The 25740-nt window shown below is 61.6% G+C and carries 26 protein-coding genes; 11 read left to right on the top strand and 15 right to left on the bottom strand.

The window, feature by feature from the left end; translation table 11 throughout:
- On the bottom strand, positions 1–485 hold a 485-nt coding region (locus BLP82_RS24330), incomplete at its 3' end, for a carbon starvation CstA family protein (RefSeq protein ID WP_305883180.1).
- Positions 486–642: 157 nt separating this feature from the next.
- Here BLP82_RS24330 and BLP82_RS24325 point away from each other — a divergent pair.
- Entirely contained in the window at positions 643–999 is a 357-nt protein-coding gene (locus BLP82_RS24325) for a PilZ domain-containing protein (RefSeq protein ID WP_092174064.1), read from the top strand.
- A gap of 192 nt (positions 1000–1191) precedes the next feature.
- On the opposite strand, the gene radA is transcribed toward BLP82_RS24325, so the two are convergent.
- From radA to katB, 3 genes are all read right to left on the bottom strand, one after another.
- Positions 1192–2559 (bottom strand): DNA repair protein RadA, encoded by a 1368-nt coding sequence (gene radA / locus BLP82_RS24320; protein ID WP_060740535.1) that lies wholly within the window; start codon positions 2557–2559, stop codon positions 1192–1194.
- Positions 2560–2602: 43 nt separating this feature from the next.
- Positions 2603–3151 (bottom strand): ankyrin repeat domain-containing protein, encoded by a 549-nt coding sequence (locus tag BLP82_RS24315; RefSeq protein ID WP_092174081.1) that lies wholly within the window; start codon positions 3149–3151, stop codon positions 2603–2605.
- A gap of 118 nt (positions 3152–3269) precedes the next feature.
- The gene (gene katB / locus BLP82_RS24310; protein ID WP_092174060.1) at positions 3270–4811 is read right to left on the bottom strand and encodes a catalase KatB; all 1542 of its coding nucleotides are present in this window, start codon (positions 4809–4811) and stop codon (positions 3270–3272) included.
- A 281-nt stretch (positions 4812–5092) separates the two neighbouring features.
- Between katB and mscL the strand changes: the two genes are divergently transcribed.
- Entirely contained in the window at positions 5093–5506 is a 414-nt protein-coding gene (mscL, locus tag BLP82_RS24305) for a large-conductance mechanosensitive channel protein MscL (protein WP_003205779.1), read from the top strand.
- A gap of 2 nt (positions 5507–5508) precedes the next feature.
- On the opposite strand, the gene BLP82_RS24300 is transcribed toward mscL, so the two are convergent.
- Entirely contained in the window at positions 5509–6285 is a 777-nt protein-coding gene (locus BLP82_RS24300) for a ferredoxin--NADP reductase (protein ID WP_092174055.1), read from the bottom strand.
- A gap of 292 nt (positions 6286–6577) precedes the next feature.
- On the opposite strand from BLP82_RS24300, the gene BLP82_RS24295 reads away from it, so the two are divergent.
- On the top strand, positions 6578–7291 hold the full coding sequence (locus BLP82_RS24295; protein ID WP_092174051.1) for an autoinducer binding domain-containing protein: 714 nt from the start codon (positions 6578–6580) through the stop codon (positions 7289–7291).
- 182 nt (positions 7292–7473) lie between these two features.
- Positions 7474–8613 (top strand): methyltransferase, encoded by a 1140-nt coding sequence (locus tag BLP82_RS24290; protein WP_092174046.1) that lies wholly within the window; start codon positions 7474–7476, stop codon positions 8611–8613.
- A gap of 40 nt (positions 8614–8653) precedes the next feature.
- Here the strand turns inward: BLP82_RS24290 and BLP82_RS24285 are convergent, their stop codons facing one another.
- Genes BLP82_RS24285 through BLP82_RS24275 form a run of 3 tightly spaced genes read right to left on the bottom strand, consistent with a single transcriptional unit; the run spans position 8654 to position 11277 of the window.
- Entirely contained in the window at positions 8654–8818 is a 165-nt protein-coding gene (locus BLP82_RS24285; protein ID WP_092174042.1) for a DUF2474 domain-containing protein, read from the bottom strand.
- 11 nt (positions 8819–8829) lie between these two features.
- Entirely contained in the window at positions 8830–9837 is a 1008-nt protein-coding gene (cydB, locus tag BLP82_RS24280; RefSeq protein WP_053125566.1) for a cytochrome d ubiquinol oxidase subunit II, read from the bottom strand.
- 3 nt (positions 9838–9840) lie between these two features.
- Positions 9841–11277 carry a cytochrome ubiquinol oxidase subunit I gene (locus BLP82_RS24275; protein WP_060740531.1) on the bottom strand — a complete coding sequence of 479 codons (1437 nt, stop codon included), beginning with the start codon at positions 11275–11277 and terminating at the stop codon, positions 9841–9843.
- A 506-nt stretch (positions 11278–11783) separates the two neighbouring features.
- Here BLP82_RS24275 and BLP82_RS24270 point away from each other — a divergent pair.
- Positions 11784–13022 carry an MFS transporter gene (locus BLP82_RS24270; RefSeq protein WP_092174038.1) on the top strand — a complete coding sequence of 413 codons (1239 nt, stop codon included), beginning with the start codon at positions 11784–11786 and terminating at the stop codon, positions 13020–13022.
- Positions 13023–13051: 29 nt separating this feature from the next.
- On the opposite strand, the gene BLP82_RS24265 is transcribed toward BLP82_RS24270, so the two are convergent.
- From BLP82_RS24265 to BLP82_RS24255, 3 genes are read right to left on the bottom strand one after another with little or no spacing between them, the layout of a single operon-like run.
- Positions 13052–15253, bottom strand: coding sequence for a xanthine dehydrogenase family protein molybdopterin-binding subunit (locus BLP82_RS24265; protein ID WP_092174035.1), 2202 nt, complete (start codon positions 15251–15253; stop codon positions 13052–13054).
- Positions 15253–16254, bottom strand: coding sequence for an FAD binding domain-containing protein (locus BLP82_RS24260; protein ID WP_092174031.1), 1002 nt, complete (start codon positions 16252–16254; stop codon positions 15253–15255). Before BLP82_RS24260 ends, BLP82_RS24265 begins: the two co-directional genes overlap by 1 nt.
- Positions 16251–16772, bottom strand: a complete 522-nt coding sequence (locus BLP82_RS24255) for a (2Fe-2S)-binding protein (protein ID WP_092174027.1) — start codon at positions 16770–16772, stop codon at positions 16251–16253. The genes BLP82_RS24260 and BLP82_RS24255 overlap by 4 nt, the downstream gene beginning before the upstream one ends.
- A gap of 203 nt (positions 16773–16975) precedes the next feature.
- On the opposite strand from BLP82_RS24255, the gene BLP82_RS24250 reads away from it, so the two are divergent.
- Together BLP82_RS24250 and BLP82_RS24245 are read left to right on the top strand one after the other, a co-directional pair.
- Complete coding sequence (locus BLP82_RS24250; RefSeq protein WP_092174077.1) at positions 16976–17254, top strand: type II toxin-antitoxin system RelE/ParE family toxin; 279 nt, start codon at positions 16976–16978, stop codon at positions 17252–17254.
- A gap of 14 nt (positions 17255–17268) precedes the next feature.
- Complete coding sequence (locus tag BLP82_RS24245) at positions 17269–17556, top strand: HigA family addiction module antitoxin (protein ID WP_025215593.1); 288 nt, start codon at positions 17269–17271, stop codon at positions 17554–17556.
- A gap of 6 nt (positions 17557–17562) precedes the next feature.
- Here BLP82_RS24245 and BLP82_RS24240 read toward each other — a convergent pair whose 3' ends face one another.
- Both BLP82_RS24240 and BLP82_RS24235 read right to left on the bottom strand, forming a co-directional pair.
- Complete coding sequence (locus BLP82_RS24240; RefSeq protein ID WP_092174023.1) at positions 17563–18129, bottom strand: DJ-1 family glyoxalase III; 567 nt, start codon at positions 18127–18129, stop codon at positions 17563–17565.
- A 149-nt stretch (positions 18130–18278) separates the two neighbouring features.
- Positions 18279–18731 carry a DUF4879 domain-containing protein gene (locus BLP82_RS24235; protein ID WP_092174019.1) on the bottom strand — a complete coding sequence of 151 codons (453 nt, stop codon included), beginning with the start codon at positions 18729–18731 and terminating at the stop codon, positions 18279–18281.
- A 204-nt stretch (positions 18732–18935) separates the two neighbouring features.
- Here BLP82_RS24235 and BLP82_RS24230 point away from each other — a divergent pair, with 204 nt between their 5' ends.
- The 4 genes from BLP82_RS24230 to BLP82_RS24215 all read left to right on the top strand — a co-directional run bounded on the left by BLP82_RS24230 (position 18936) and on the right by BLP82_RS24215 (position 22904).
- Positions 18936–20231 carry an NCS2 family permease gene (locus tag BLP82_RS24230; protein WP_092174016.1) on the top strand — a complete coding sequence of 432 codons (1296 nt, stop codon included), beginning with the start codon at positions 18936–18938 and terminating at the stop codon, positions 20229–20231.
- Positions 20228–21307 (top strand): tRNA (uridine(54)-C5)-methyltransferase TrmA, encoded by a 1080-nt coding sequence (gene trmA, locus BLP82_RS24225; RefSeq protein WP_092174012.1) that lies wholly within the window; start codon positions 20228–20230, stop codon positions 21305–21307. The genes BLP82_RS24230 and trmA overlap by 4 nt, the downstream gene beginning before the upstream one ends.
- A 299-nt stretch (positions 21308–21606) precedes the next feature.
- Positions 21607–22047, top strand: coding sequence for a type II 3-dehydroquinate dehydratase (gene aroQ, locus BLP82_RS24220; RefSeq protein WP_047702651.1), 441 nt, complete (start codon positions 21607–21609; stop codon positions 22045–22047).
- 5 nt (positions 22048–22052) lie between these two features.
- Complete coding sequence (locus BLP82_RS24215) at positions 22053–22904, top strand: shikimate dehydrogenase (protein WP_371914147.1); 852 nt, start codon at positions 22053–22055, stop codon at positions 22902–22904.
- Positions 22905–22974: 70 nt separating this feature from the next.
- Here the strand turns inward: BLP82_RS24215 and BLP82_RS24210 are convergent, their stop codons facing one another.
- Together BLP82_RS24210 and quiC are read right to left on the bottom strand one after the other, a co-directional pair.
- Entirely contained in the window at positions 22975–23652 is a 678-nt protein-coding gene (locus tag BLP82_RS24210; RefSeq protein WP_092174004.1) for a TetR/AcrR family transcriptional regulator, read from the bottom strand.
- 103 nt (positions 23653–23755) lie between these two features.
- On the bottom strand, positions 23756–25657 hold the full coding sequence (gene quiC, locus BLP82_RS24205) for a 3-dehydroshikimate dehydratase QuiC (RefSeq protein ID WP_092174000.1): 1902 nt from the start codon (positions 25655–25657) through the stop codon (positions 23756–23758).
- Positions 25658–25740 lie beyond the last annotated feature (83 nt).

Below are 25740 nucleotides of genomic sequence, written 5' to 3'. Positions count from 1 at the left end.
GGGATGCGGCCCATTTCCTCGCGCACCATGTCGCCCAGGGAGCGACCGTTGCGGCGGGTGGACAGGAACAGGACCATGAAGTCCTGCACCGCACCAGCCAGCACCACGCCGGCGATCAGCCAGAGCGTGCCGGGCAGGTAGCCCATCTGCGCCGCCAGCACCGGCCCGACCAGCGGCCCCGCACCGGCAATGGCCGCGAAGTGGTGGCCGAAGAGGATGTGCTTGTTGGTCGGGACGTAGTCCAGGCCATCGTTGTTGAGCACGGCGGGAGTGGCCCGGCGCGCATCGAGTTGCATCACGTTGTTGGCGATGAAGAGGCTGTAGTAGCGGTAGGCTACCAGGTAGATGGCCACGGCGGCGACGACGATCCACAAGGCGTTGATCGCCTCGCCTCGGCGCAAGGCCACGACGCCCAGGGCGCACGCGCCTACGACGGCCAGCAGGAGCCAGGGCAGATGGCGCAGCAGGCTATTATTGTTTTTCATTTTTATATTCCAGCCAGGGTGGACAAGAAAGATAGCCATTGGAGTTTAGCGCTAACCCGGGCAAAGGCCATACTCGACATTCGTCTGTCTGTTGCCGAACGGTGACGATGCCCCGTCAGTTGGGTCTATAGTCAATGAATCTTCAGAGGGATGCGTCATGAGCGAACGTCGCCGCTTCGTACGAGTTGATTTCCATGCCAGGACCGAGCTGAGCCAAGGCCCCTATATCTGGTCGGTGGAACTGCTGGACCTGTCCCTCAAGGGGCTGCTGATCAAGAAACCCGACCCCTGGCTTGGCGATCCCGAACATTCCTTCATGGCCGATATCCATTTGAGTCCCGATGCCGAGATCAAAATGAAAATTCGCCTGGCCCATGATGACCATGGTCACCTGGGCTTCGTCTGCAAGCATATCGACCTGGCATCCATCGCACATCTGCGCCGATTGATAGAACTGAACCTGGGCGACCATGACGAGCTGGAGCGGGAATTGGCGGCGTTGATCCATATCTGAATCAACGCCGATCCCTTGTGGCGAGGGTATTTATCCCCGCTGGGCTGCGCAGCAGTCCCCAAACAAGCGACGACAATCGACCTGACACACCGAGTTGTTAGGTTTTAGGGCTGCTGCGCAGCCCAACGGGGATAAATCCCCTCGCCACAGATAAATCCATTCTCCACAAAGGGCCTTGTACAGCCTTTAGGGTTATTCGAACAGCGCATCCAACGCCTGTTCCAGACGGGTCACTGCGATAATCTGCAACCCCGGCGGCGCTTCCTTCGGCGCGTTGCCCTTGGGCACGATGGCGCGTTTGAAACCGTGCTTGGCCGCTTCCTTGAGCCGCTCCTGCCCGCTGGGCACCGGTCGCACTTCCCCCGACAACCCCACTTCGCCAAACACCAGCAAATCATGGGGCAGCGGCCGGTTGCGCAGACTGGACATGACCGCCGCCATCAACGCCAGGTCGGACGCGGTCTCCAGTACCTTGACCCCGCCCACGACGTTGAGGAACACGTCCTGGTCGTGAGTCGGAATCCCGCCGTGTCGATGCAACACTGCCAGCAGCATGGCCAGCCGATTCTGATCCAGGCCCAGGGTGACCCGCCGTGGGTTCGCCAAGTGGCTGTCATCCACCAGCGCCTGCACTTCCACCAACATCGGCCGGGTCCCTTCCCACGTCGCCATGACCACACTGCCCGGGACTTCTTCCTGGGCACGCGTCAGAAAGATCGCCGAAGGGTTCGAGACTTCTTTCAGGCCCCTGTCGGTCATGCCGAACACGCCCAATTCATTGACGGCACCAAAGCGGTTCTTCACCGCCCGGAGCAAACGCAGGCGGCCATCGGACTCGCCTTCGAAGTACAACACGGTATCGACCATGTGCTCCAACACCCGCGGTCCCGCCAACGCACCTTCCTTGGTGACGTGGCCCACCAGGAAAATCGCCGTGCCGCTCTGCTTGGCGTAGCGCACCAGCAACGCCGCGCTTTCACGCACCTGGGACACGCCGCCCGGGGCCGACTGCAGCTGTTCGGTGAAAATGGTCTGGATCGAGTCGATCACCATCACCTTGGGCTTTTCCACGCGCGCCGTGGCGATGATGGTTTCGATGCAGGTCTCGGTCATGACCCGCAACTGGTCCTGGGGCAAGCCCAGGCGCCGGGCGCGCATGGCGACCTGTTGCTGGGACTCTTCGCCAGTGACGTACAGCGCCGGCATGCGGGTGGCGAGGTTGCACAAGGTTTGCAGCAGGATGGTGGATTTGCCGATGCCCGGGTCTCCACCGATCAGCACCACCGAACCGTCCACCAGGCCGCCGCCCAGCACCCGGTCCAGTTCACCGGACGCGGTGGAAAATCGCGGGATTTCTTCAACGCTGACTTCGGCCAGGGTCTTGATCTGCGCCTGCTGACCGGCCCAGCCCGTGCGCCCGGTGGGGGCCGCCGCGCCGCCGCTTTCCACCATGGTTTCGGTCAGGGTGTTCCAGGCCCCGCATTCGCTGCATTGGCCGGCCCATTTGGGAAAGGTCGAGCCGCACTCGGTGCAGCCGTACATGCGCTTTGCCTTGGCCATCTGAACTCCGGGGTAAAAACCGCGATGATAGCCCAGGCAGCGGCTAGCGCGGGGCCGGCATTCTGATTTCGCCCTTGGACAGATCCATTGCGGTATTACCCAATGGGTCCTGGGCCTGCAGATCCGCCCCCTTGGCCTTCAAGGCGTCGAGCAACTCGCCACGCTTGAACAGCCCGGCATACATCGCGGCGGTCTGTCCGGCACCGTTGCGTTGGTCCGGGCTGCAATCGGTGGACAGCAAGCGACGGGCAATCTGCACTTCGCCCTTGAAAATGGCCCCCATCAGCGCCGTATTGCCGCGTTTGTCCTGGGCACAGGCATCGGCCCCCGCGGCCAGCAACCGCTCCACCGCCGGACCGTGGCCGTGATAAGCCGCCAGAATCAGCGCGGTGTAGCCCTTCTCATCCCGGGTATCCAGCGAATAACCGGCCTCGATAAACGTATCGAGCATCGGCACATCGCCGCGGCGAGCGGCGTCGAAATAATAGTTTTGCAGCTGTTCCTGGACCGCAGCCGGCTCAGTGGGCACTGGCTGATCGGCCAGTACGCTCAGTGACCAGGTCGCAAGCATCGACAAAAAGAATTTACCCATCATGACGTCTCCCCATGACTCAAGGCTGTGGGAGCGAGCTTGCTCGCGATGCAGACGCTGCGGTGCACAGCCAGACCGAGTCGCCTGCATCGCGAGCAAGCTCGCTCCCACAGGTGGATCAGTCGCTCAGTTTTTCCGCCAGAGCCTTGACCCGGGCCAAGTCACCTTTGGCGACACGGGCCACCCCAGTGCCGTATTCAGGATCGGCCTTGTAGAGGAACGACAGGATGATGTGCTTGCTCTCGTCATCAGTGGTCGCCAAAGAGCCACCAAAGCTTTCGATCAGGTCATCACGTTCTTTCTTGCTGAACGAACGATACAAATCACCGGCCTGCTTGAAGTTCTGCTCGCGCTGGATTTTCGCTTGCTGGGTGCTGCCACTCAGCGCGGCCTGGCTGTAGCGTGCCGCCTGCGGTTCTTCACGAGGCATCAGGCGACTCGGCTGGTAGTTCACGCCAGTGCTGGTGCTGCCTGGGTTCATCGCACCGTCCTGGTTACCATTGTTCACCGGCACCTTGGGGGCATTGATCGGCAATTGCAGGGCATTGGCGCCTAGGCGGTACATCTGCGTATCGGCATAGGAAAACACCCGTCCCTGGAGCAAACGGTCCTCGGAAGGCTCGATGCCTGGCACCAGATTCGCTGGCGCCATCGCCACCTGCTCGGTTTCCTGGAAAACATTCGCCGGATTGCGGTTCAAGACCATTTGCCCGACCTTGCGCTCAGGCACGCCGGGCCAGATCTTGGTCGCATCCAATGGGTCGAAGTCGAACTTGGCAAGGTCTTGTGGATTGAGCACCTGGACGTACAAGTCCCACTTCGGGAAGTCGCCCTTATTAATATGGCTCACCAGGTCATTGGTCATATGGCTGTAATCTTGACCCTGAACTTTCACAACTTCTTTCGGATCGAGATTTTTCAAGCCCTGCAAACTTTTCCAATGAAACTTCACGTAGTGAATTTCACCCTTGGCGTTAATCAGCTTGTAGGCATGTACACCGTTGCCGTCCATTTCGCGGTAACTGGCCGGTGTACCGGAGTTGGAATACAACTCGGTCAGGGTACGGGTCGACTCCGGAACATGGGAGAAGAAATCGAAACGGCGCGAATCATCGTCCAGGTTGGTCCGCGGGTCGGGTTTGAACGCGTGGACCATGTCCGGAAACTTGATGGCATCGCGAATGAAGAAAGTCGGGAAGTTGTTGCCCACCAAGTCCCAGTTACCGTCGGCGGTGTAGAACTTCGTGGCGAAGCCACGGGGGTCGCGCAGGGTTTCCGGCGAATGATTACCGTGCACCACGGCCGAAAAACGCACGAACACCGGGGTGACCTGGCCTGCGGCGAAGACCTTGGCCTTGGTCAGGTCGCTGAGATCGTCGGACACCGTGAATGTGCCATGGGCACCGGTACCACGGGCATGTACCACGCGCTCGGGGATGCGTTCACGATCGAAGCGCTGGAGCTTCTGGATCAACTGCACGTCTTGCAGCAGGGTCGGACCGTTGGGACCTGCCGTCTGCGAATTCTGGTTATCGCCGACCGCCGCACCGTTGTCCCGGGTCAGGGTGGCTGCGTTGACAGACAAGGATAGAAGGCTCGCGGTCAGCACAAAAAGAGCGCGGCGATGGGAATAAGCCCCGTGGCCGAGGGAAGTGTTCATAGGCATGTTCCTCTGATGTTATAGAGCGCATCCATGTGCGCCATCCAGAGGCTAGTGCCGGGAAAAGAAAAACCTAAATAGAAATGCCGTACCGTGCCGATAGAAAAACGTTATAGGGCCCCCGACAGAAACCGCGTATCGCGCGCGATTGATGGCACTTTGTAAACTTTTCATCCGAGCCCCGGTCGATAACTGAAGCTTTGTAAGCAGGCGTTTCGAGCAGGACTCGTTGGGCTGATTTACACTGCCACTCATCTTTCATCCGTTACAAGGAATAACTCATGGGCGTGCTAAGCGAGTTCAAGGCCTTCGCGGTCAAAGGCAATGTCGTCGACATGGCCGTCGGGATCATCATCGGTGCCGCTTTCGGCAAAATCGTTTCGTCATTCGTGGGCGACGTGGTCATGCCGCCAATCGGCCTGCTGATCGGGGGCGTGGATTTCAGTGATCTGGCCATCACCCTCAAGGCCGCCCAGGGTGATGCGCCTGCCGTGGTGCTGGCCTACGGTAAATTCATCCAGAGCACCATCGACTTCATCATCGTGGCGTTCGCCATTTTCATGGGCGTCAAGGCCATCAACCGCCTCAAGCGTGAAGAAGCCGTAGCCCCCAGCGCCCCTCCGGTTCCGACCAAGGAAGAGCTGCTGCTGAGTGAGATTCGCGACCTGCTCAAGGCTCAGAACGAGCGGCCCTGAGCCTACCAGTAGTTTTCCACCGCCACCTGGCCCGGACGACGGGTCAGGCTCAGTTGCAGGCCCCTGGCCTTGAGCAACTTGCGCGTGTCGTCGATCATTTGCGGGTTGCCGCACAGCATCACCCGCGAATGCTCCGGTGTCAGCGCTACACCGGCCGCGTGCTCCAGGTCGCCGTTGTCGATCAACGTGGTGATGCGCCCATTGAGCGCCCCCGGATGCTGCTCACGGGTGACAGTCGCAATGAAACGAAACTTGTGAGCGTACTCGGCCAGGTAGTCGCGCTGGGGCAGCTCCTTGATCAGGTCCTGATACGCCAATTCCCGCGCCTCACGCACGCTGTACACCAGGATGATCCGCTCGAATTTTTCCCAGGCCTCGAAATCCTGGAGGATCGAAAGAAACGGCGCCACGCCCGTCCCCGTGGACAGCAACCACAAATCCCGGCCATCGACGAAGCGGTCCAGCGTCAGGTAGCCAAAGGCCTGGCGATCCACCAACAGTTCGTCACCCGGCTGCAAGCGGCTGAGTTCGCTGGTGAACTCGCCATCGGGCACCACGATGGAAAAGAATTCGAGGAACTCGTCGAAGGGCGACGACACCATGGAGTACGCCCGCCAGACGGTGGTGCCGTCCGCCTTGGCGACGCCCAGCCGGGCGAACTGACCCGCCCGGAAGCGAAAGCCGCGATCCCGGGTCGTGCGTAACGTAAACAAATGAGACGTCACTGGCTGGACATCGAGCAAGGTTTGGCGGGTGAACTTCTCTGCACTGTCGGTCATGAGCCACTCCCAGGGGACAAGACGTGCAGTGTCCCGCAAAGTGAGCGTCTTCACCACCGACGGCAGGTAATGGCACTTTAGTCATAGTCGTCGCCTTCGCTCTCTAAATCCTTCACCAAACTTGTACAAAGTTACAGGGACGTAAACCCAACCAAACAAAAGTTTATTTACCTAAACACTTATAAACGTAAGAAAATTAAAAAAAACCCACTACAAATTAGGAATAGTCCTACACTAAAAATTCGCATCATGGATTGGATCCGCATGGACGAATCAAACCCAGGAGAGAGCGATGGACAGGTGGAAGGACTTGTTACTGAGGAAGTTATCCTGTGAAAAAGACCTGCAGACGGCCTATCGTCTGGTACTGAATTTCTTTAACAATCAGGGATTTGAATATTGCGCATTTGCAGCCTATCTCGGAAGCCCCGACAAACACACCAGCAAGGTGAACCTGAATAACTACCCTTATGGATGGGACCGGCTTTATGAACAAAACGGTTATGCGTCTAGCGATCCACTAGTAGCACATTGCAATCAATCACCGCTCCCGATCCTGTGGGATGAGACTGTTTTCGCTCAGGCCCCCAAGTTATGGCGAGAACTTAATCGACAGGGACTCAAGTACGGCTGGACCCAGGCCGTTCATGACGACCAAGGGACACAGTGCAGTCTGTTCAGTCTTGCACGAACCCATTGTCCCATTGATATCGAGGAACACTATGGCAATCTCGGCTACGCCATCTTCGCCAGTCAAAAGCTGCATGCACTCGCCAGTAAAAAACTGTCTGACGCCATCGTAGTCAAGCAGAACTATCACTTGTCGCCGAGAGAAATCGAAGTACTGAGGTGGTCAGCCGAAGGCAAGACGGCTTCGGAAGTGGGCAGGATTCTCTGCCTTTCCGAACGAACCGTGAATTTCCATGTGTGCAGTTGCATGCGAAAACTGAACGTCAGCAATAAAATTTCAGCGGTGGCCAAGGCTGCCCAGATCCATGTGATCTGACCCGTGGCACGGCATTGCCGAGCTGAAAAACCCGCGAGTAATGTGCAACAAAAAAACGTACCATTTACGGTCCCTCTTGAATGATGCCGCTTTTTACGCGCGGCGCAGTTCATTCAGGCGGTCCCGCACAGACACCTACCTCCAGGCAGCGGGACATTCGTTGATTTCCAGAGTCCCCAGCCATGCCCCTGCTCGACAGTCCTTTCGCCCAACTCGATCTGATCCGCCAACCCGAACAGCAGAACGAACCGCTGCAAGCCTTCGATGCGGCCGATGAATACCTGCTCGCGTATCTGGCCGAACAACAACCGGCCGCGCAGACTCGGGTCCTGGTGCTCAATGACGGCTTCGGCGCCCTGGCTGCCAGCCTGGCCGGCAACGCCCTGGTGACCAGCAGCGGTGATTCTTTCCTGGCACTGCAGGCACTGGAGAAAAACCTGGTGCGCAATGGCCGGCCCTTCGATGCCGTACCAACATTGCCCGCCAGCGAAGCGTTGGCCGGCCCGTTCGATCGCGTCCTGATCAAAGTACCGAAAACCCTGGCCCTGCTGGAGGAACAACTGATTCGCCTGCAAGGCCAACTGGCGCCGGGCGCCCAGGTGATTGCCGGGGCCATGATCAAGCACCTGCCCCGGGCCGCCGGCGATTTGCTGGAGCGTTACATCGGCCCGGTGCAGGCCTCCCTGGCAGTGAAAAAAGCGCGGCTGTTGATCGCCACACCGCCCAGCGCCTCTTCCCCCAACAGTACGCCGGTCGTGTCACCCTACCCCACGCGCTACTGGCTGGACGAGCCGAAGATCGAACTGCTCAACCATGCCAACGTGTTCTGCCGCGAAGGCCTGGACATCGGCACGCGCGCGTTCCTGCCACATCTGCCGAAAAACCTCGGCACGGCCCGGGTCGCGGACCTGGGCTGCGGCAACGGTGTACTGGCCATCGCCAGTGCCCTGCGAAACCCCGAGGCCCGCTACACCCTGGTGGACGAGTCGTACATGGCCGTGCAATCGGCCGCCGAGAACTGGCGTGCGGCCCTCGGTGAACGTGAAGTGACGATCCGGCCCGGCGATGGCCTGGCCGGGCAAGAAGCGCAGTCACTGGACGTGGTGTTGTGCAACCCGCCCTTCCACCAGCAGCAAGTGGTGGGCGACTTCCTCGCCTGGCGGATGTTTCAGCAGGCTCGCGAAGCGTTGGTGGTGGGCGGCGCCCTGTACATCGTCGGCAACCGGCACCTGGGCTACCACAGCAAACTGGCGCGGTTGTTCCGAGGCGTCGAGCAAGTGGCCGCAACACCGAAATTCGTCATTCTCAAGGCTCGCAAATAGACCGTCCGCTGCGGGAACGAAGCTCGCTCCCGCAGGGAAATCAGTGGGTGGTCAGCCCCGCGGCATTCATGAACATCCGCATCAGGCTGGCGACGACGAACAACGCCAGCACACTGCCAGCCCAGATCAACGCCAGCCAGCCGAGCCGCTGCCAGAGAGGCTTGCGCTCGGCGGCCTCGATGTCTTTCAAGTCAGGTTTGGCCATGCTCGACGCCCTCAATGGTAGCCGTCGTCGTGGGTCACCTTGCCGCGGAACACGTAGTAGCTCCAGAAGGTGTACACCAGGATCAACGGAATGATGAACAGCGTGCCCACCAGCATGAAGCCTTGGCTCTGGGGCGGTGACGAGGCGTCCCAGATCGAGATGGACGGCGGCACGATGTTCGGCCACAGGCTGATGCCCAAGCCGCTGTAGCCGAGGAAGATCAGCACCAGGGTCAGGATGAAGGGCGTGTAGTTGGCATTGCGGGCCACCGCGCGGAACAAACCGTACATGGTCACCAGCACCAGGATCGGCACCGGCAGGAACCAGAACAGGTTCGGCAATGTGAACCAGCGGGCCGCGATGTCCGCGTGGGCCAGCGGCGTCCAGATGCTGACGATACCGATCACGGCCAGCACCACGAACGCCAGCGGCCGGGCCAGGTCATGCATCTGCTCTTGCAACTTGCCTTCGGTCTTCATGATCAGCCAGGTGCAACCGAGCAACGCGTAGGCCGCGATCAACGCCAGGCCACAGAACACCGTGAATGGCGTGAACCAGTCCAGGGAACCGCCGGCGAACTGGCGATTGACCACTTCAAAGCCGTCGATGAACGCCCCCAGTGCCACGCCCTGGAAGAAGGTGGCCGTCAGCGAACCGCCAATGAACGCCTTGTCCCAGAGGTGGCGCTTCTCAGCCTTGGCCTTGAAGCGGAACTCGAAGGCCACGCCACGGAAGATCAGGCCGATGAGCATCAGGATCAACGGCAGGTACAGCGCCGAAAGCACCACCGAGTAGGCCAGCGGAAACGCCCCGAACAGCCCGGCACCGCCCAGCACCAGCCAGGTTTCGTTACCGTCCCAGACCGGTGCCACGGTGTTCATCATGACGTCACGGTCGCGCTCGCCCTTGACGAAGGGGAAGAGGATGCCAATCCCCAGGTCGAAACCGTCCATGATCACGTACATCATGATGCCGAAGATGATGACCACGGCCCAGATCAGCGGAAGATCAATACCCATGACTCAATTCCCCTTGTTCGAGCGGTCGTTGTGGTCCACATCGTCGCCGTCGTCGGCGGCCGACAATGGCCGGGCCGGCGTACGTTTCTGGCCCGGGCCACCATCGCTCGGCTCGGCTTCGTGGGCCTCCGGCCCCTTGCGCACCAGGCGCATCATGTAGCTCAAACCTGCGCCGAACAGCGCGAAATACACCACGACGAACAGCACCAGGGTGATGCTCATCTGCGCGAAGCTGTGGCCGGACGAAGCATCGGCCGTGCGCATCAAGCCATAGACCACCCAGGGCTGGCGGCCGATCTCCGTGGTAAACCAGCCGGCCAGGATCGCCACCAGGCCGGACGGTCCCATCCACAGCACCATGTAGAGGAACGGTCGGGATTGATAGATCCGATCCTTGCGCCGCAGCCACAGGCTGCACAACCCAGTGAAAATCATCAGCAACCCGAGGCCGACCATGACCCGGAACGACCAGAACACAATGGTCGAGTTCGGTCGGTCCTCAGGCGGGAACTCCTTGAGGGCCGGCACCTGCTTGTCCAGGCTGTGGGTCAGGATCAGGCTGCCCAGGTAAGGGATTTCCACGGCGTACTTGGTTTTTTCCGCTTGCATGTCGGGCCAGCCGAACAGGATCAGCGGGGTCGGTTCATTGCCGACGTTTTCCCAGTGGCCCTCGATAGCGGCGATTTTCGCCGGTTGGTGCTTGAGGGTGTTCAGGCCATGGAAGTCGCCGATGACCGCTTGTATCGGCGCCACCAGCAAGGCCATCCACATCGCCATCGACAGCATCCGGCGGATGGCCGGGTTATCGCGGCCGCGCAGCAAATGCCAGGCCGCCGACGAGCCGACGAAGAACGCCGTGGCGACAAACGCCGCGGTGGACATATGCAGCAATCGATAAGGAAACGAGGGGTTGAACACCACCGCCAGCCAGTCCACCGGGATCACCCGGCCGTCGATGATTTCGTAGCCCTGGGGGGTCTGCATCCAGCTGTTGGAAGACAGGATCCAGAAGGTCGAGATCAGGGTGCCGATCGCCACCATAACCGTGGAAAAGAAATGCAGGCCGCGACCGACGCGGTTCCAGCCAAACAACATCACCCCCAGGAAACCCGCTTCGAGGAAGAACGCCGTGAGCACCTCGTAGGTCAGCAAGGGGCCGGTCACCGCACCGGCGAAGTCCGAAAAGCGGCTCCAGTTGGTCCCGAACTGATAGGCCATGACCAACCCGGACACCACCCCCATGCCGAAGTTGACGGCAAAGATTTTCGACCAGAAGTGGTACAGGTCGCGGTAGGTGTCATCGCGGGTCTTGAGCCACAGCCCCTCGAGCACCGCCAGGTAACTCGCCAGGCCGATGGTGATGGCCGGGAACAGGATGTGGAACGAGATCGTGAACGCGAACTGGATTCGGGCGAGATCAAGCGCCTCCAAACCGAACATAAGTCTTCCTCTGTCAGGTAAAACCGGCTGCGGGCGGGCTGGCACCAACCCCCAGGGATATGGAGTGCGATGCTTTTCAAATCGTTCTTTTTATAACCGTCACAACGCAGGACTCTGGCCGGATGGCCGCCAGCCCAACGCCCCGAAGGGTATTGATCTGGATCAAGCAATGCTCAAAGAGTAGTCGCAATATTGCCGATGGACGGCGTGGTCTTTTGTCGCGTGACAGGTTGTCTCAGGAGTTGACGCCAATGGAATTTTTTTGTGGCGAGGGGATTTATCCCCGCTGGGCTGCGAAGCAGACCCACCCATTTCAGCCAGAATCCAATTGGCGAGCGCTACGCACTCGAACGGGGATAAATCCCCTCGCCACAACAAATCCCCTCTTCACAGGAATCGCGCATCGCGCCAAACAGATGCTTGGCTAACTATTTTTTTCAGCGGGCGTAATTTCCAGTTACACCTCGGCGATAATCTCATGGCCTTCCTCACCGGACCCGTCATAGATGCCCAGCCAAGCGCCGCTGCTGCTCCGTCACCATCGTCCCTTCATCGCCTTCTGGCTGGCCCGGATATTCACCGCCAGCGGCTTCCAGATGCTCACCGTGGCCATCGGCTGGAACCTCTATCAACTGACCGGCAACGTCCTGGACCTGGGCCTGGTGGGGTTGGTGGAGTTTGCCCCGCGCGTGCTGTTCATGCTCCATACCGGGCATGTGGCGGACCGCTATGACCGACGCAAGGTCGCCGCCATTTGCCAGTCATTGCAGGCCATGACTGCCCTGGCGCTGGCGGTTGGCAGCGCCACCGACAACGTCACGCGGGAGATGATCTTCATCCTCGCTTTCCTGCTGGGCGCCGCTCGCTCCTTCGAAATGCCGACCACCCAGGCGTTGCTGCCAAGCATCGTGCCGGCGGGCCTGTTTCCCCGCGCCGTGGCCGCCGCGCAATCGGCCCAGCAATCAGCCACCATCGTCGCTCCGGCACTCGGCGGCTTGCTCTACGCCTTCGGCAGCGTCTGGGTCTATGGGCCGACGGTGCTGCTCTACATCATCGCCTGCTGCCTGATGCTGAACCTGCCCGCCCGGCAGACGCCACTGAACAAAGGCAAAGCGACTCTGGATTCTTTGCTGGCCGGGATTCGCTTCATTCGCAGCCGCCCGGACATTCTCGGGGCGATCTCCCTGGACCTGTTCGCGGTGTTGCTCGGCGGCGCGACGGCGCTGCTGCCAGTGTTCGCCAAGGACATCCTGCTCACCGGCCCTTGGGGCTTGGGCCTGTTGCGTTCGGCACCGGCGGTCGGGGCCTTGCTGATGTCGTTGTGGCTGGCGCGGTTTGCCGTAGAACGCAAGGTCGGCCGGGTGATGTTCACTGCGGTGGGCGTGTTCGGCGTCGCCACCATTGCCTTCGGCCTCTCCACCTCGTTCTGGTTTTCCCTCGCAGTGCTGGTGGTGCTGGGCGCGGCAGACATGATCAGCATGGTGATCCGGGCCTCGTTCGTGCAACTGGAAACCCCGGATGAAATGCGCGGCCGGGTCAGCGCGGTGAACGGGCTGTTCATCGGCGCGTCGAACCAGCTGGGCGAGTTCGAATCCGGCCTCACCGCCCACTGGTTCGGCACGGTGCCGGCGGTGGTCATGGGCGGTGTCGGCACGCTGTTGGTGACCGGGACCTGGATCAAGCTGTTCCCGACCCTGGCCAACCGCGATCGGATGCACGAACCGGCGGACGAAGCGAAAGCCTAGTGGCCTGTGGGGCTAACTCGTGCAGGCCACTAGAGCAACTTGTCGAGGGTGATGGGGAAGTCCCGCACCCGCTTGCCGGTGGCGTGGTAAATCGCATTGGCCACCGCCGCGGCCACCCCGACGACGCCGATTTCGCCGACGCCCTTGGACCCGAGCGCATTGACGATCGCGTCCTGTTCCTCGACGAAAATCACCTCGATGTCACCAATGTCGGCGCTGACCGGCACGTGATACTCCGCCAGGTTGTGGTTCATGTGACGCCCCAGGGCGTGATCGGTCAGGGTTTCTTCGTGCAGGGCCATGCCGACGCCCCACACCACGCCACCGAGAATCTGGCTACGGGCGGTTTTCGGGTTGACGACCCGGCCGGCGGCGATGGCGCTGACCACTCGGTTGACCCTCACCGTTCCCAAGTCCTCATCCACCCACACTTCGACAAACACCGCCGAGTGAGTGGCCGTGGCGTAGGCCTGGCGTTTTGCATCCGGCTCGGCGGTGACCTGGGCCTGCAACGGCGTCTCGCCACTTTTTTGCGCCAACTCCGCTAACGCCACGCTCGCTTCGCCCAGCCGCAGTTGCCCATCGGCAAACGTCACTTGCTCAAGGGTCGCACCACCGAAGGCCGGACAGGCCTGGCGGGCCACGGCCAGGAGTTTTTCCTTCAGCGCTTCACAGGCCTGCTGCACGGCGCTGCCCACCGACGAGACGGTGAACGAACCGCCCTGCAGCGGCGCAGTGGGCAGCGACGAATCCCCCAGGACAAACGTGACGTCCTCAAGGGAAACGCCTGACGCCTCGGCGGCGATCTGGGTCATGACCGTGTAGGTCCCCGTGCCGATGTCCGTGGTGGCGCTGCTGACGGTCAGCTTGCCGCTCGTGTCCAACGAGGCTCGGGCGCTAGCCTTCTGCTGCATGGCTTCCCACACGCCGCCAGCCATACCCCAGCCGACCAGTTGCCGGCCTTCACGCATGCTGCGTGGTTCCGGGTTGCGCTTGTCCCAGCCGAAACGACGGGCGCCTTGGGCATAACACTCACGCAGTTCCTTGCTGGAATACGGCTTGCCTTCGTTCTCGTTGCGTTCGGCGTAGTTGATCAAGCGCAACTGGATCGGATCGATCGCCAGGGCACAGGCCAGTTCATCCATGGCGCATTCCAGGCCGATCAGCCCGAGGGCGGCACCGGGCGCGCGCATGTCCAAGGGCGTGTAGACGTCCAGCGGCACCAACTTATAGGTCAACGCCACGTTGTCGCAGTGATAAAGCATGCCGCTCCACTCCACCACGTGTTCGGTGAAGTCCTCGAAACGCGAGGTCTGGCCGATGGCGGTGTGCGCCACAGCCAGCAAGCGACCGTTGGCCGCCGCCCCCAGTTGCACCCGCTGGAGGGTTCGCGGCCGATAGCCAAAGGTGAACATCTGCTGGCGCGTCAGGCTGACCCGCACCGAGCGCTTGAGGGACAGTGCCGCCATCACGGCCAACGGCAATTGATACTGCGGGCGCAGTCCGGAACCGAAGGCGCCGCCGACAAACGCGGCAAACACCCGCACCTGCTCTTTCTCCAGGCCGAAGACCTTCTGCACATAGGCTTGGCAGTTCTGCGTGCCTTGGGTCTTGTCGTGGATGTGCAGGCTGCCGTCAGGTTGATACAGCACGGTGGAGGCGTGTGGCTCCATCGGGTTGTGGTGTTCGACCGGCGTGCTGTAGGACACATCCACGCTGAGCGCGGAGCTGGCGTACTCGCCCTGAAAATTCCCACGGGGCTTGGGCAGTTCGGCCGGTGCCGGATGGGCGTCGTTTTGCAAGGTGATCAGATCGGTCTGATGCGCCTCGGCGTCGTATTCGATTTCAACCAGCGAACCGGCATACCGGGCCAGCTCAAGGTTTTCCGCCACCACCAGGGCCAGCGGCTGGCCGCTGTAGAGCACCTGGTCGTTGTACAACGGCCGGAACGGCGAGCCGTCCGCCGCATCGGCATCCTGGTAGGGCTCGTCGTAGCTGGCAATCCTCGGCCGGTTGGTATGGTCGATGACCGCGACTACGCCGGGCAGTGCCAGGGCTCGGGACGCATCGATGCGCACTACGCGACCACGGGCGACCGTACCGGAGACAACGCTGCCGTGCAGCAAGCCGTCCTCGGCGTATTCAGCGGCGTAACGGGCCTGGCCCGTCACTTTGAGCAGGCCGTCGACCCGGTCGAGGGGTTGCCCTATGGATTTGCTCGGAGCGTTCATCAGGCGTGTCCTCCCTGGGGTGCGCAACCCAATGCGGCGTCACTCAAGGCACGGACAATCGCCCGGCGCGCCAGTCTGACTTTGAAGCCGTTGTGCTCCAGCGGCTCGGCGTTTTGCAGCAGCGCGTCGGCCGCGGCGCTGAAGGTTTCGCGGCTGACGGTCTGCCCGGTCAGCCAGCTCTCTACAGCCCGGTCGCGCCAGGGTTTGTGCGCCACGCCCCCTAGGGCCAGGCGTGCCTGGCGGATCACCGGCCCGTCCAGCTCCAGCGCCGCCGCCACTGAAACCAACGCAAAGGCGTAGGAGGCGCGATCACGGATCTTCAGGTAGTGGCTATGGTCGGCAAAACCGGCGGCAGGCAACTCGATAGCGGTGATCAGCTCATCGTCGGCCAGTTGGTTATCCCGCTCCGGAGCATCGCCGGGCAGGCGATGGAAGTCGGCGAACTCGATGGTCCGCGCCCCACCCCGGCCCAGGACATGGACCACCGCTTCCAGGGCCGCCAAAGCCACGCACATGTCGGAGGGATGGGTGGCAACGCATTGATCGCTGGCACCGAAAATCGCGTGGATCCGGTTCAAACCGTTCCGGGCCGGGCAACCGCTGCCGGGTCGACGTTTGTTGCACGGTACGCTCGCATCGTAGAAGTAATAGCAGCGGGTGCGTTGCAGCAAGTTGCCGCCAGTGCTGGCCATGTTGCGCAGTTGCGGCGAGGCACCCGCCAGGATGGCTTGGGCCAGGAGTGGATAACGGCGCTCGATCCACGGGTGCCAGGCCAGGTCGGCATTGCTCACCAGCGCACCGATCATCACCCCGCCGGAAGGGGTTTCACTGAGGTCCGCCAGGGGCAACCCGGTGATGTCGATCAGGTGCTCGGGACGGGTGATGTTTTCCTTCATCAGGTCCAGCAGGTTGGTGCCGCCGGCGATGAAGCGGGAAACCGGGCTCGACAGATCGACGGCGGCCTGCACGGTATCCGGCTTGCTGTATTGGAAGGGATTCATTGATCACCTCCCTGCTGGCAAAGTGGCAGAGCTTCTTCGATGGCATCGCGAATGTTGGTGTAGGCACCGCAGCGGCACAGGTTGCCGCTCATCAGCTCGCTGATCTGCCCAGGGGTCTTCGCCCGCCCCTCGTTGGCCAAGCCCACCGCCGAGCAGATCTGCCCCGGCGTGCAATAACCGCACTGGAACGCGTCGTGCTTGATGAATGCTTGCTGCATGGGATGCAACTGGTCGTCGCTGGCCAGGCCCTCGACAGTGATCAGTTCGGCGCCGTCACACATGACGGCCAGCGTAAGACAGGCGTTGATCCGCTTGCCGTCGCGCAGCACCGTGCAGGCACCGCATTGGCCGTGGTCGCAGCCTTTCTTGCTGCCCACCAGGTCCAGTTGCTCGCGCAACAGGTCCAGCAAGGTGGTCCAGGGCAACACCTGCAGTTCATGCACCTGGCCATTGAGAGTCAGACGGATCGGATGACGGACGAAGGACGCCTGCGTCGCTTCGGACAGGGTCGCGCTCATGGAACACCTCACGGTTGGTCGTACTCGCGGCGTTTTGGAAAACCGCCGTCATAAGGGGTACGACTTCAGGGTGGGGGTGAGCGTTCAAGGCAATTTCGACTCACTGGAAGAGCCTTGTAAACCGCAGGATGCACAGATTCGCCGGGCATGTGCGGTATATAAATACCGCATCGAGTGTAATGTATCGCCTTACACTCGTTTCCATGATTAAATCCTTCCAGCACAAAGGCCTCAGGATCTTTTATGAAACGGGTTCGACCCGTGGCATCCGGGCTGACCATGAGAAGCGCCTGGCCCGCATGCTCCAATTCATGGACAGGGCACAGGTCCCAAACGACTTGGATATCCCCGGCTGGCGACTGCATCCACTCAGGGGTGAACGGGTCCAATACTGGTCTCTGAGCGTTTCGGGAAACTGGCGAATCATTTTTCGCTTCATCGGGTCCGACATCGAACTGGTCGATTATCTGGACTACCACTGACAGGAGGCTGGAACATGCCCATGCACAATCCGCCACACCCTGGCCAAACGCTGTTGATGGATGTATTGCCCGAACTGGGTATCACCGTCACCGAACTGGCGCGGCACTTGGGTTTCGCACGGCCTCACCTCTCTCGGGTGTTACATGGCCATGCGCCTGTCAGTCCTGATCTGGCCGTACGCCTGGAGCGCGCCGGGATTGGCAAGGCGAGGGTCTGGCTGGGCGTCCAGACGGACTATGATTTGTGGCAAGCCGAGCAGCGCGAACAGCCCTTGATCGAACCCTTTCCACTGCACGCTTGATATCCGTCAGGCCAGCAACTCTGCCGCCACCACGCTCCTCACGCCCTTGCCACAGAGTTGCTCCACCAGCGTCAAGGCGAACGCCAGGGCAGCGGCCGAGCCTTGGGCGGTGATGCAGTTGCCGTCCACCACCACAGGCTGATCGACGAAGCTGCAACCGGACAACTGCTGGCTCACTGCGGGCAAGCAGGTCATGCGACGCTGGCGCAGGACACCAGACGCCTGTAGCGCCAGGGCCGGGGCTTCGGCGATGGCGGCGAAGAAACGCCCGGTAGCGGCCTGGTCCTTGAGCCGTTGTTGCAGCGGCTGATGAGCCGCCAGGTGCTGGGCGCCGATGATGCCGCCTGGCAGGACGACCAGGTCGAAATCCTGCGCGAGCACGTCCACCAGCATGCCATCGGCCGTCAGGCGCGTGCCGCGGGCGCAGGTGAGCATGCGCCTCCCTTCGATGCTCGCCACCACGGTTTCGATCTGCGCTCGACGCAGCACGTCGATCAAGGTGACCGTCTGCAAGTCGTCGACACCCTCGGCGACGGCTATCAGGGCTCGGGGGATCTTGGTTCCAGGCATCATGGGCGCTCTCCGCTGGGTGATGCTTATAGTGTAGGAGCTGCCGAAGGCTGCGATCTTTTGATATGCGCTTGAGATTCAAGCGTCGGGGGGAAAGATCGCAGCCTCGCTTCGCTCGACAGCTCCTACACAGTGCCTACAGGGGCCAGCGATTATTTGATGTACAGCTGGGTCGACATCCGGTTGCCCGGTGCGTTGATCGACTGGTTGCTGAAGCTGAAGGTGCCCTCTTGCTTGCCCTTCAGGTCGAAGATGTACAAATAGCCGACGACCTTGGTCCGCACGGAGCAGTCATTGAGATTGCCATTGCTGTACGCGCACACCGGCGAGCGGGTGCCGTCGACTTCAAAGCCGTCCAGGGTGACATGGGGTTGACGGCCATAGCCGACCTCCAGCACATAGACCTTGATCGTCGGGCCGTGATCGCAACGCGTCTGCGCCTGCCCCGGAACGATGTCCTCGAAGCCGCAGGCCGGCGACTCGACCTTGAGCACCTTGACCTCACTCAAGGGTGGCGCCGACGCGGCATGGGCGGCCTGGCCTGGCAACCACAGGCCCAGCGCGCAGCCCACGGCAGCTAGCAGCTTTTTATTCATCTTAAGCATAGAGACCTCCCGGAACCGCGCGCAGTATGGCCCACTTGGCGCGTTGGCAAAACATCGACGACGATCGCAGCCATAACGCTACGCTGCTGGTATGATGCGCGGCTTTTTCCGACCCGCAGAAAATTCCCGGGCGCCGCTGGCGACCTGTGCTTTGCTGTTGAGGTCGATACATTCACGGCGCCGGGCGCGCCACGGGGAGCAGACATGCTGGAAAGGCTGTTTCAACTCAAGGCACACAACACCAACGTGCGGACCGAGATCCTGGCGGGCGTCACGACGTTCCTGGCCATGGCCTACATCCTGTTCGTCAACCCGAGCATCCTTGGCGAAACCGGCATGGACAAAGGCGCGGTGTTTGTCGCCACCTGCCTGGCGGCGGCCATTGGCTCCACGGTCATGGGCCTGATCGCCAACTACCCGATCGCCCTCGCCCCGGGCATGGGCCTGAATGCCTTCTTCACCTACACCGTGGTCCTGCACATGGGCCATACCTGGCAAGTGGCGCTGGGCGCGGTGTTCATCTCCGCGGTGCTGTTCTTCCTGCTGTCGATCTTTCGCATCCGCGAGTGGATCATCAACAGCATCCCGCTGCCTCTGCGCTCGGCCATCGCCGCGGGCATCGGCCTGTTCCTGGCGCTGATCGCCCTGAACAATGCCGGCATCGTGGTGAAAAACCCGGCGACCATGGTCGGCCTCGGCGACTTGAAGCAACCGGCGCCGATCCTCGCGACCCTCGGTTTCGTCCTGATCGTCGCCCTCGAAGCGCTGAAAGTGCGCGGCGCGGTGCTGATCGGCATCCTGGCGGTCACCCTTGTCTCGATCCTGATGGGTTTCACCCCGTTCGGCGGCGTCATCTCCGCGCCACCGTCCCTGGCCCCGACCTTCCTGCAACTGGATATCAAGGGCGCCCTGGACATCGGCCTGGTGAGCGTGATCTTCGCCTTCCTGTTCGTCGACCTGTTCGACAACTCCGGCACCCTGATCGGCGTCGCCAAGCGCGCCGGGCTGATGGGCAAGGACGGCCACATGCCGAAGATGGGCCGTGCGCTGATCGCCGACAGCACCGCCGCCATGGCCGGTTCGCTGCTGGGCACCTCTACCACCACCAGTTACATCGAATCGGCAGCGGGCGTCAGCGCCGGCGGGCGCACCGGCCTGACCGCCATCGTGGTGGCGATCCTGTTCCTGCTGGCGCTGTTCTTCTCGCCACTGGCCGCTAGCGTCCCGCCTTTCGCCACTGCGCCGGCCTTGCTGTTCGTCGCCGTGCTGATGACCTCGGGCCTGGCGGAGATCGACTGGGATGACATCACCGTCGCCGCCCCGGTGGTGATCACCGCCCTGGCGATGCCATTCACTTATTCCATCGCCAACGGCATCGCTTTCGGCTTCATCGCCTGGACCGCCATCAAACTGGTGTCTGGCCGTGGCCGTGAGCTGAACCCGGCGCTGGTCATTCTGTCGATCCTGTTCGTGATCAAGTTGGGTTGGTTCAACGCATGACTTTTGATTCCCAGGCCTACGCCGCTCAGTTGCAGGACAAGGTCACCCGCTTGCGTGACCTGCTGGCTCCGTTCGAGGCACCGGAACCTGCGGTGTTCGATTCGCCCCTGAAAAACTTTCGCCTGCGGGCCGAGTTCCGCCTGTGGCGCGAGGCCGGTGAACGGCATTACGCGATGTTCTCCCAGGACGACAAGCGCACGCCGATCCTCATCGAGGAATTTCCCATCGCCAGCCTGCGCATCAACCAGTTGATGCCGCAACTCAAGGCCGCCTGGCAAGCCAGCGCGCCCCTGAGCCATAAGCTGTTCCAGGTGGAGTTCCTGACCACCCTGGCGGGCGACGCGATGATCACCCTGTGTTATCACCGCCCGCTGGACGAACACTGGCACGCTGCGGCCTCGAAACTGGCAACCGACCTGGGCGTGAGCATCATTGGCCGCTCCAAGGGCAAGCGGGAAGTGATCGGCCATGACTATGTGGTGGAGCAACTCGAAGTGGGCGGCCGCACTTTCAGCTATCGCCAGCCCGAAGGCGCCTTCACCCAGCCCAACGGCACGGTGAACCAGAAGATGCTCAACTGGGCATTCGAAGCCTTGGGCGAGCGCAACGACGATCTGCTGGAGTTGTACTGCGGCAACGGCAACTTCACCCTGCCCCTGGCCACCCGTGTGCGCAAGGTCCTGGCGACCGAAATCAGCAAGACCTCGGTGAACGCCGCGCTGAGCAACCTCAGCGAAAACGCTGTGGATAACGTCACGCTGGTGCGCCTCTCTGCCGAAGAGCTGACCGAAGCCCTGAACGAAGTCCGGCCGTTCCGCCGCCTGCAGGGCATCGACCTGAAAAGCTACGAATTCGGCAGCGTCTTCGTCGACCCGCCTCGCGCCGGCATGGACCCGGATACCTGCGAGCTGACCCGGCGCTTCGACAATATCCTGTACATCTCCTGCAACCCTGACACCCTCGCCGCGAACATCGCGCAACTGAACGACACCCACCGCATCACGCGCTGCGCGTTGTTCGATCAATTTCCTTGGACCCATCATATGGAATCCGGGGTGTTGTTGACTCGGCGGTAAGCCCTTCCTTTTGAGGTGAAGAATTACCCTGTGGCGAGGGGATTTATCCCCGCGGGGCTGCGAAGCAGCCCCAAGCTCTTCAATCCTGCAAAAAGCTTGCGAGCGCTGCGCACTCGAGCGGGGATGAATCCCCTCGCCACAATGCCCCCTTTAACCTCGGCAAGCCCCATTGTTCGATCATCGAACACTTATTGCCCGACGTCATCGGCTTTATTTGACCAAATTAACCATCTAGTACAATTTATCTCCACCGGCTGAACCCCCGCCGACACCAACAATAAAAATGTGGAGAAATTGCGATGCCTCCGATCGTTCTGGTGCTCAACGGCCCGAACCTGAACCTGCTCGGCACCCGCGAGCCGGCAACCTACGGCCATGAAACCCTGGCCGACATCTCGGCACTGTGTGGCCGCGCCGCTGAAGAATTCGGCTTGGCGGTGGAGTTTCGCCAGACCAATCAGGAAAGCGAGCTGCTGGACTGGATTCACGGCGCCCGGGGGCGGTGCGCCGGTATCGTCATCAACCCGGCGGCCTGGACCCACACCTCCGTGGCGATCCGCGACGCCCTGGTGGCCAGCGAAGTACCGGTCATCGAAGTCCACCTGTCCAATGTCCACGCCCGCGAAACATTCCGCCATCACTCCTTCGTCTCATCCGTCGCCATTGGCGTGATGTGCGGGTTTGGCAGCCACGGTTATCGCCTGGCCCTTGAACATTTCAGTCAGCGGTTGAAGGGTTGATGAGCATGTCGAATATCACTGTGCTGGCCGGCCTGATCGGTGCGGGCATCCAAGCGTCTCGCACGCCTGCGCTGCATGAGCAGGAAGGCGATGCCCAAGGCATGCGTTACCTCTATCGGCTGATCGACCTCGACGCGCTGAAACTCGACAGCGGCGCCCTGGCTGACTTGCTGGTGGCCGCCGAACGCATGGACTTCACCGGCCTGAACATCACCTTCCCCTGCAAGCAGGCGATCATCCCGCTGCTGGATGAGTTGTCGCCCGAGGCCCGCGGCATCGGCGCGGTCAATACGGTGGTGCTCAAGGATGGCAAGCGTATCGGCCACAACACCGACTGCCTGGGGTTCGCCGAAGGTTTTCGCCGTGGCCTGGGGGATGTGGCGCGCCAGCGCGTGGTCCAGATGGGTGCCGGGGGCGCCGGCGCGGCGGTGGCCCACGCGTTGCTGCTGGAGGGCGTGGAAACCCTGAGCATTTTTGACGTCGAGGTCAGCCGTGCCGAGGCACTGGTCAACAACTTGAACCAACACTTCGGCCCAGGCCGCGCTCGCGCCGGGCATGACCTGCCCAGCGCCATGGCCGAGGCCGACGGCCTGGTGAACACCACCCCCATGGGCATGGCGAAACTACCGGGCATGCCGGTGCCCGTCGAGCTGTTGCGGGGCGCCTTGTGGGTCGCGGAAATCGTCTACTTCCCACTGGAAACCGAACTGCTGCGCAACGCCCGCGCCATCGGCTGCCGCACCCTGGATGGCGGCAATATGGCGGTGTTCCAGGCGGTGAAGGCGTTCGAACTGTTCAGTGGCGTGGCGCCGGATGCGCAGCGGATGCTGGCGCATTTTCAAAGCATGAATCACTAAAGCCTGGTGATAATCCCTTGTGGGAGCGAGCTCGCTCCCACACGAGCCCGCTCCCACATTCGGTTCGGTATCAGGGCTGCAAGTAGCGCAACACCGACTCACAAACCATCTGCCGATGCCGCTGCTTGACCGCTTCATCCGACAGGTCGATCTGAAAGATTTCACCGAACGTCTGGCGGTTGGACACCCGGTAGAAACAGAACGAGCTGATCAGCAGGTGTATATCCAGCGGCTCGAGGCCGGCACGGAACACGCCCTCTTCGGCGCCGCGACGCAGGATCACCCCCAGGGAATCGAGGATGGTGTTGGTCATCGCCTTGATCGTGCCTGACTGCTTCACGTACTCGGCGTTGTGGATATTCTCGATGCAGACGATGCGTACGAAATCCACGTTGCGGTCGTGGTGGTCGAAGGTGAATTCCACCAGGCGCCGGATCGCGTCGATCGGGGCCAGTTCCGCCAGGTGCAAGCGGCTCTCGGTGGTGCGGATATCCCCGTAGAGTTTTTCCAGCACCTCGACGTACAACTGCTCCTTGCTGCCGAAGTAGTAGTAGATCATGCGCTTGGAAGTGTGGATGCGCTCGGCGATGGCATCGACCCGGGCGCCGGCCAGGCCTTGCTGGACGAACTCGACGATGGCTTCCTGAAGAATGTTTTCCCGGGTCTTTTCCGGGTTGTTCTTGCGACTCTTGCGCGGCGTGGCGACGGGTTCGTCGAGCGCTGCGGAAAGCTCTGGATTCATAGTCATTGCGGGGCTCACGGCCATCACTGCACAAGCTGGCGATTATGGGCCGCACCGTGCACTGAAGGAAGCCACGACACTGCCCATTACCGCCGCGTTTACGATTTCTCTACAACTTGGCGTGCCGCAAGCCACCGCTGCGGGACTTGGCCATGGCCGCCAGACGCACCGCGACGTTGGCGGCGCCATAACCGGCGTAACCGTTCTTGCGCTGGATGATCTCAAAGAAAAACCGCCCCTCGAACGGCTCGGTGTAAACGTGGAACAGCTCGCCACCCTGGGCGTCGCGATCGTACAGCACGTTGAAATAGGCCAGTTCGCTAAGGAACTCGTCGTCGAAATCGAAACGCGCCGCCAGGTCGTCGTAGTAATTGAGCGGGATGTCCAGCAACGGCACGCCCGCCTCTTTGGCACGACTGACCTGGGCGAAGATGTCGTCGCAATCGAAGGCGATGTGATGCACGCCGGAGCCGCGATAACTCGACAGCGCGTGGGAGATCGCGGTGTTGCGGTTCTCGGAAATGTTCAGCGGCAAGCGGATCGAACTGCAGCGGCTGCGCAGCGCACGGCTTTTCACCAGGCCATAGGGGTCGGGCAAGACGACTTCGTCGTCGGCCTCGAAATCCAGCAGGCTCTTGTAGAACAGCACCCAACTGTCGAGGCTGTCGGCCGGCAGCGCCATAGCCATGTGGTCGATACGCTTGAGCCCGGCCCCGATGACAGCCCCCGGCTGCAGGTTGAAATCGGTGCCGTAGACGTCGGCTTCCTGGTCCACCAGGTAGATCAGGCTGCCGTCCGGTGCACGCACCGCCGCCAGCTCCAGCTCATTGGGCCCCACCAGTCCGCGATAGGGCTGGCCCTTGTAGGCAATGGCCCGCGCCAAGGCGCTGGCACTGTTTTTCACGCGCACGGCGGTGGCGCACAACGAAGGCCCGTGGGCTTCGAAAAAACTGTGGGCGAAGGAGTACGGTTCGCTGTTGAGGATCAGGTTGATATCACCCTGGCGCAGCAGGCTGACATTCTTCGAACGATGCTGGCCGGCCTTGACGAATCCCAGCCGCTCCAGCCAATGGGAGAGCTTGGCACCGAGGCTATCGTCCACGGCGAACTCGAGGAATTCGATGCCGTCATATTCGCTGGCCGGCGGGGTGGCGAACAGGATGTCGGCATTGCCAACGACGCTCGCTTCTTCGGCCAGGCGTTGGCGGGTCTTTTCTTCCAGGTACAGCAGCGAGCGCAGGCCGTCGGCGGCATTGGCCCGTGGCGGCGCGGCGCGGAAGCCGTCGTTGAAGATCTCCAGCGACAGCGGCCCGGTATAACCACTCTTGATGATCGGCGCCAGGAACCCAGGCAAGTCGAATTCGCCCTGCCCCGGGAAACAACGGAAATGCCGGCTCCACTCCAGGACATCCATGGCCAGGATCGGCGCATCGGCCATCTGCACGAAGAAGATCTTGTCGCCCGGGATCTCGGCGATCGCCCTCGGGTCGCCCTTGAGGGACAAGGTATGGAAGCTGTCTAGCAATACGCCAAGGCTGGGGTGATCGGCCTGACGCACGATGTTCCAGACCTGTTGATAAGTATTCACGTGGCGGCCCCAGGCCAGCGCTTCGTAACCGATACGCAAGCCCCGCGCACCGGCCCGTTCGGCCAGCAGGCGCAGGTCATCGATCAGGATCTGTTCATCGCCGACGCTGTCGGCCGAGGCGTTGCTGCACACCAGCACCAGGTCGGTGCCCAGTTCCTGCATCAAGTCGAACTTGCGCTCGGCCCGCTCCAGGTTGCGCGACAGGCGATCGCGACGGCAGCCCTCGAAGTCACGAAACGGTTGGAACAAGGTGATGGCGATGCCCAGGTCGGCGCACATCTGCCTGATTTCCCGCGGACTGCCATCGTAATAGAGAAGGTCGTTCTCGAAGATTTCCACCCCGTCAAAACCGGCGGCGGCAATGGCTTCGAGTTTTTCCGGCAAGGTACCGCTCAAGGATACGGTGGCAATGGAACGCTGCATGACTTCGGCTCCCGGGACAGGCATCGGCTACAAAAGGTGCGCCGCTTTTGAAAGAGTCAGCCGATTATTGAGCTGCCGGTTTC

This window comes from Pseudomonas sp. NFACC37-1 (genome assembly GCF_900101575.1).
Taxonomy (GTDB): Bacteria; Pseudomonadota; Gammaproteobacteria; order Pseudomonadales; family Pseudomonadaceae; genus Aquipseudomonas; species Aquipseudomonas fluorescens_AA.
The sequence above is the reverse complement of the archived record's forward strand: the minus strand, read 5'-3'. Positions and strand labels throughout refer to the sequence as shown.

Coding starts and splice junctions, on each gene's coding strand:
- BLP82_RS24275 (WP_060740531.1), bottom strand. CDS start 11,277: ATGTTCGGTTTGGAGGCGCTTGATCTCGCCCGAATCCAGTTCGCGTTC.
- BLP82_RS24295 (WP_092174051.1), top strand. CDS start 6,578: ATGGACAGGTGGAAGGACTTGTTACTGAGGAAGTTATCCTGTGAAAAA.
- radA (WP_060740535.1), bottom strand. CDS start 2,559: ATGGCCAAGGCAAAGCGCATGTACGGCTGCACCGAGTGCGGCTCGACC.
- BLP82_RS24265 (WP_092174035.1), bottom strand. CDS start 15,253: ATGAACGCTCCGAGCAAATCCATAGGGCAACCCCTCGACCGGGTCGAC.
- BLP82_RS24285 (WP_092174042.1), bottom strand. CDS start 8,818: ATGGCCAAACCTGACTTGAAAGACATCGAGGCCGCCGAGCGCAAGCCT.
- BLP82_RS24300 (WP_092174055.1), bottom strand. CDS start 6,285: ATGACCGACAGTGCAGAGAAGTTCACCCGCCAAACCTTGCTCGATGTC.
- BLP82_RS24325 (WP_092174064.1), top strand. CDS start 643: ATGAGCGAACGTCGCCGCTTCGTACGAGTTGATTTCCATGCCAGGACC.
- katB (WP_092174060.1), bottom strand. CDS start 4,811: ATGAACACTTCCCTCGGCCACGGGGCTTATTCCCATCGCCGCGCTCTT.
- BLP82_RS24315 (WP_092174081.1), bottom strand. CDS start 3,151: ATGGGTAAATTCTTTTTGTCGATGCTTGCGACCTGGTCACTGAGCGTA.
- BLP82_RS24240 (WP_092174023.1), bottom strand. CDS start 18,129: ATGATGCCTGGAACCAAGATCCCCCGAGCCCTGATAGCCGTCGCCGAG.
- BLP82_RS24250 (WP_092174077.1), top strand. CDS start 16,976: ATGATTAAATCCTTCCAGCACAAAGGCCTCAGGATCTTTTATGAAACG.
- cydB (WP_053125566.1), bottom strand. CDS start 9,837: ATGGGTATTGATCTTCCGCTGATCTGGGCCGTGGTCATCATCTTCGGC.
- BLP82_RS24270 (WP_092174038.1), top strand. CDS start 11,784: ATGCCCAGCCAAGCGCCGCTGCTGCTCCGTCACCATCGTCCCTTCATC.
- aroQ (WP_047702651.1), top strand. CDS start 21,607: ATGCCTCCGATCGTTCTGGTGCTCAACGGCCCGAACCTGAACCTGCTC.
- quiC (WP_092174000.1), bottom strand. CDS start 25,657: ATGCAGCGTTCCATTGCCACCGTATCCTTGAGCGGTACCTTGCCGGAA.
- BLP82_RS24215 (WP_371914147.1), top strand. CDS start 22,053: ATGTCGAATATCACTGTGCTGGCCGGCCTGATCGGTGCGGGCATCCAA.
- BLP82_RS24230 (WP_092174016.1), top strand. CDS start 18,936: ATGCTGGAAAGGCTGTTTCAACTCAAGGCACACAACACCAACGTGCGG.
- BLP82_RS24260 (WP_092174031.1), bottom strand. CDS start 16,254: ATGAATCCCTTCCAATACAGCAAGCCGGATACCGTGCAGGCCGCCGTC.
- BLP82_RS24245 (WP_025215593.1), top strand. CDS start 17,269: ATGCCCATGCACAATCCGCCACACCCTGGCCAAACGCTGTTGATGGAT.
- BLP82_RS24210 (WP_092174004.1), bottom strand. CDS start 23,652: ATGACTATGAATCCAGAGCTTTCCGCAGCGCTCGACGAACCCGTCGCC.
- BLP82_RS24235 (WP_092174019.1), bottom strand. CDS start 18,731: ATGCTTAAGATGAATAAAAAGCTGCTAGCTGCCGTGGGCTGCGCGCTG.
- BLP82_RS24255 (WP_092174027.1), bottom strand. CDS start 16,772: ATGAGCGCGACCCTGTCCGAAGCGACGCAGGCGTCCTTCGTCCGTCAT.
- mscL (WP_003205779.1), top strand. CDS start 5,093: ATGGGCGTGCTAAGCGAGTTCAAGGCCTTCGCGGTCAAAGGCAATGTC.
- BLP82_RS24290 (WP_092174046.1), top strand. CDS start 7,474: ATGCCCCTGCTCGACAGTCCTTTCGCCCAACTCGATCTGATCCGCCAA.
- trmA (WP_092174012.1), top strand. CDS start 20,228: ATGACTTTTGATTCCCAGGCCTACGCCGCTCAGTTGCAGGACAAGGTC.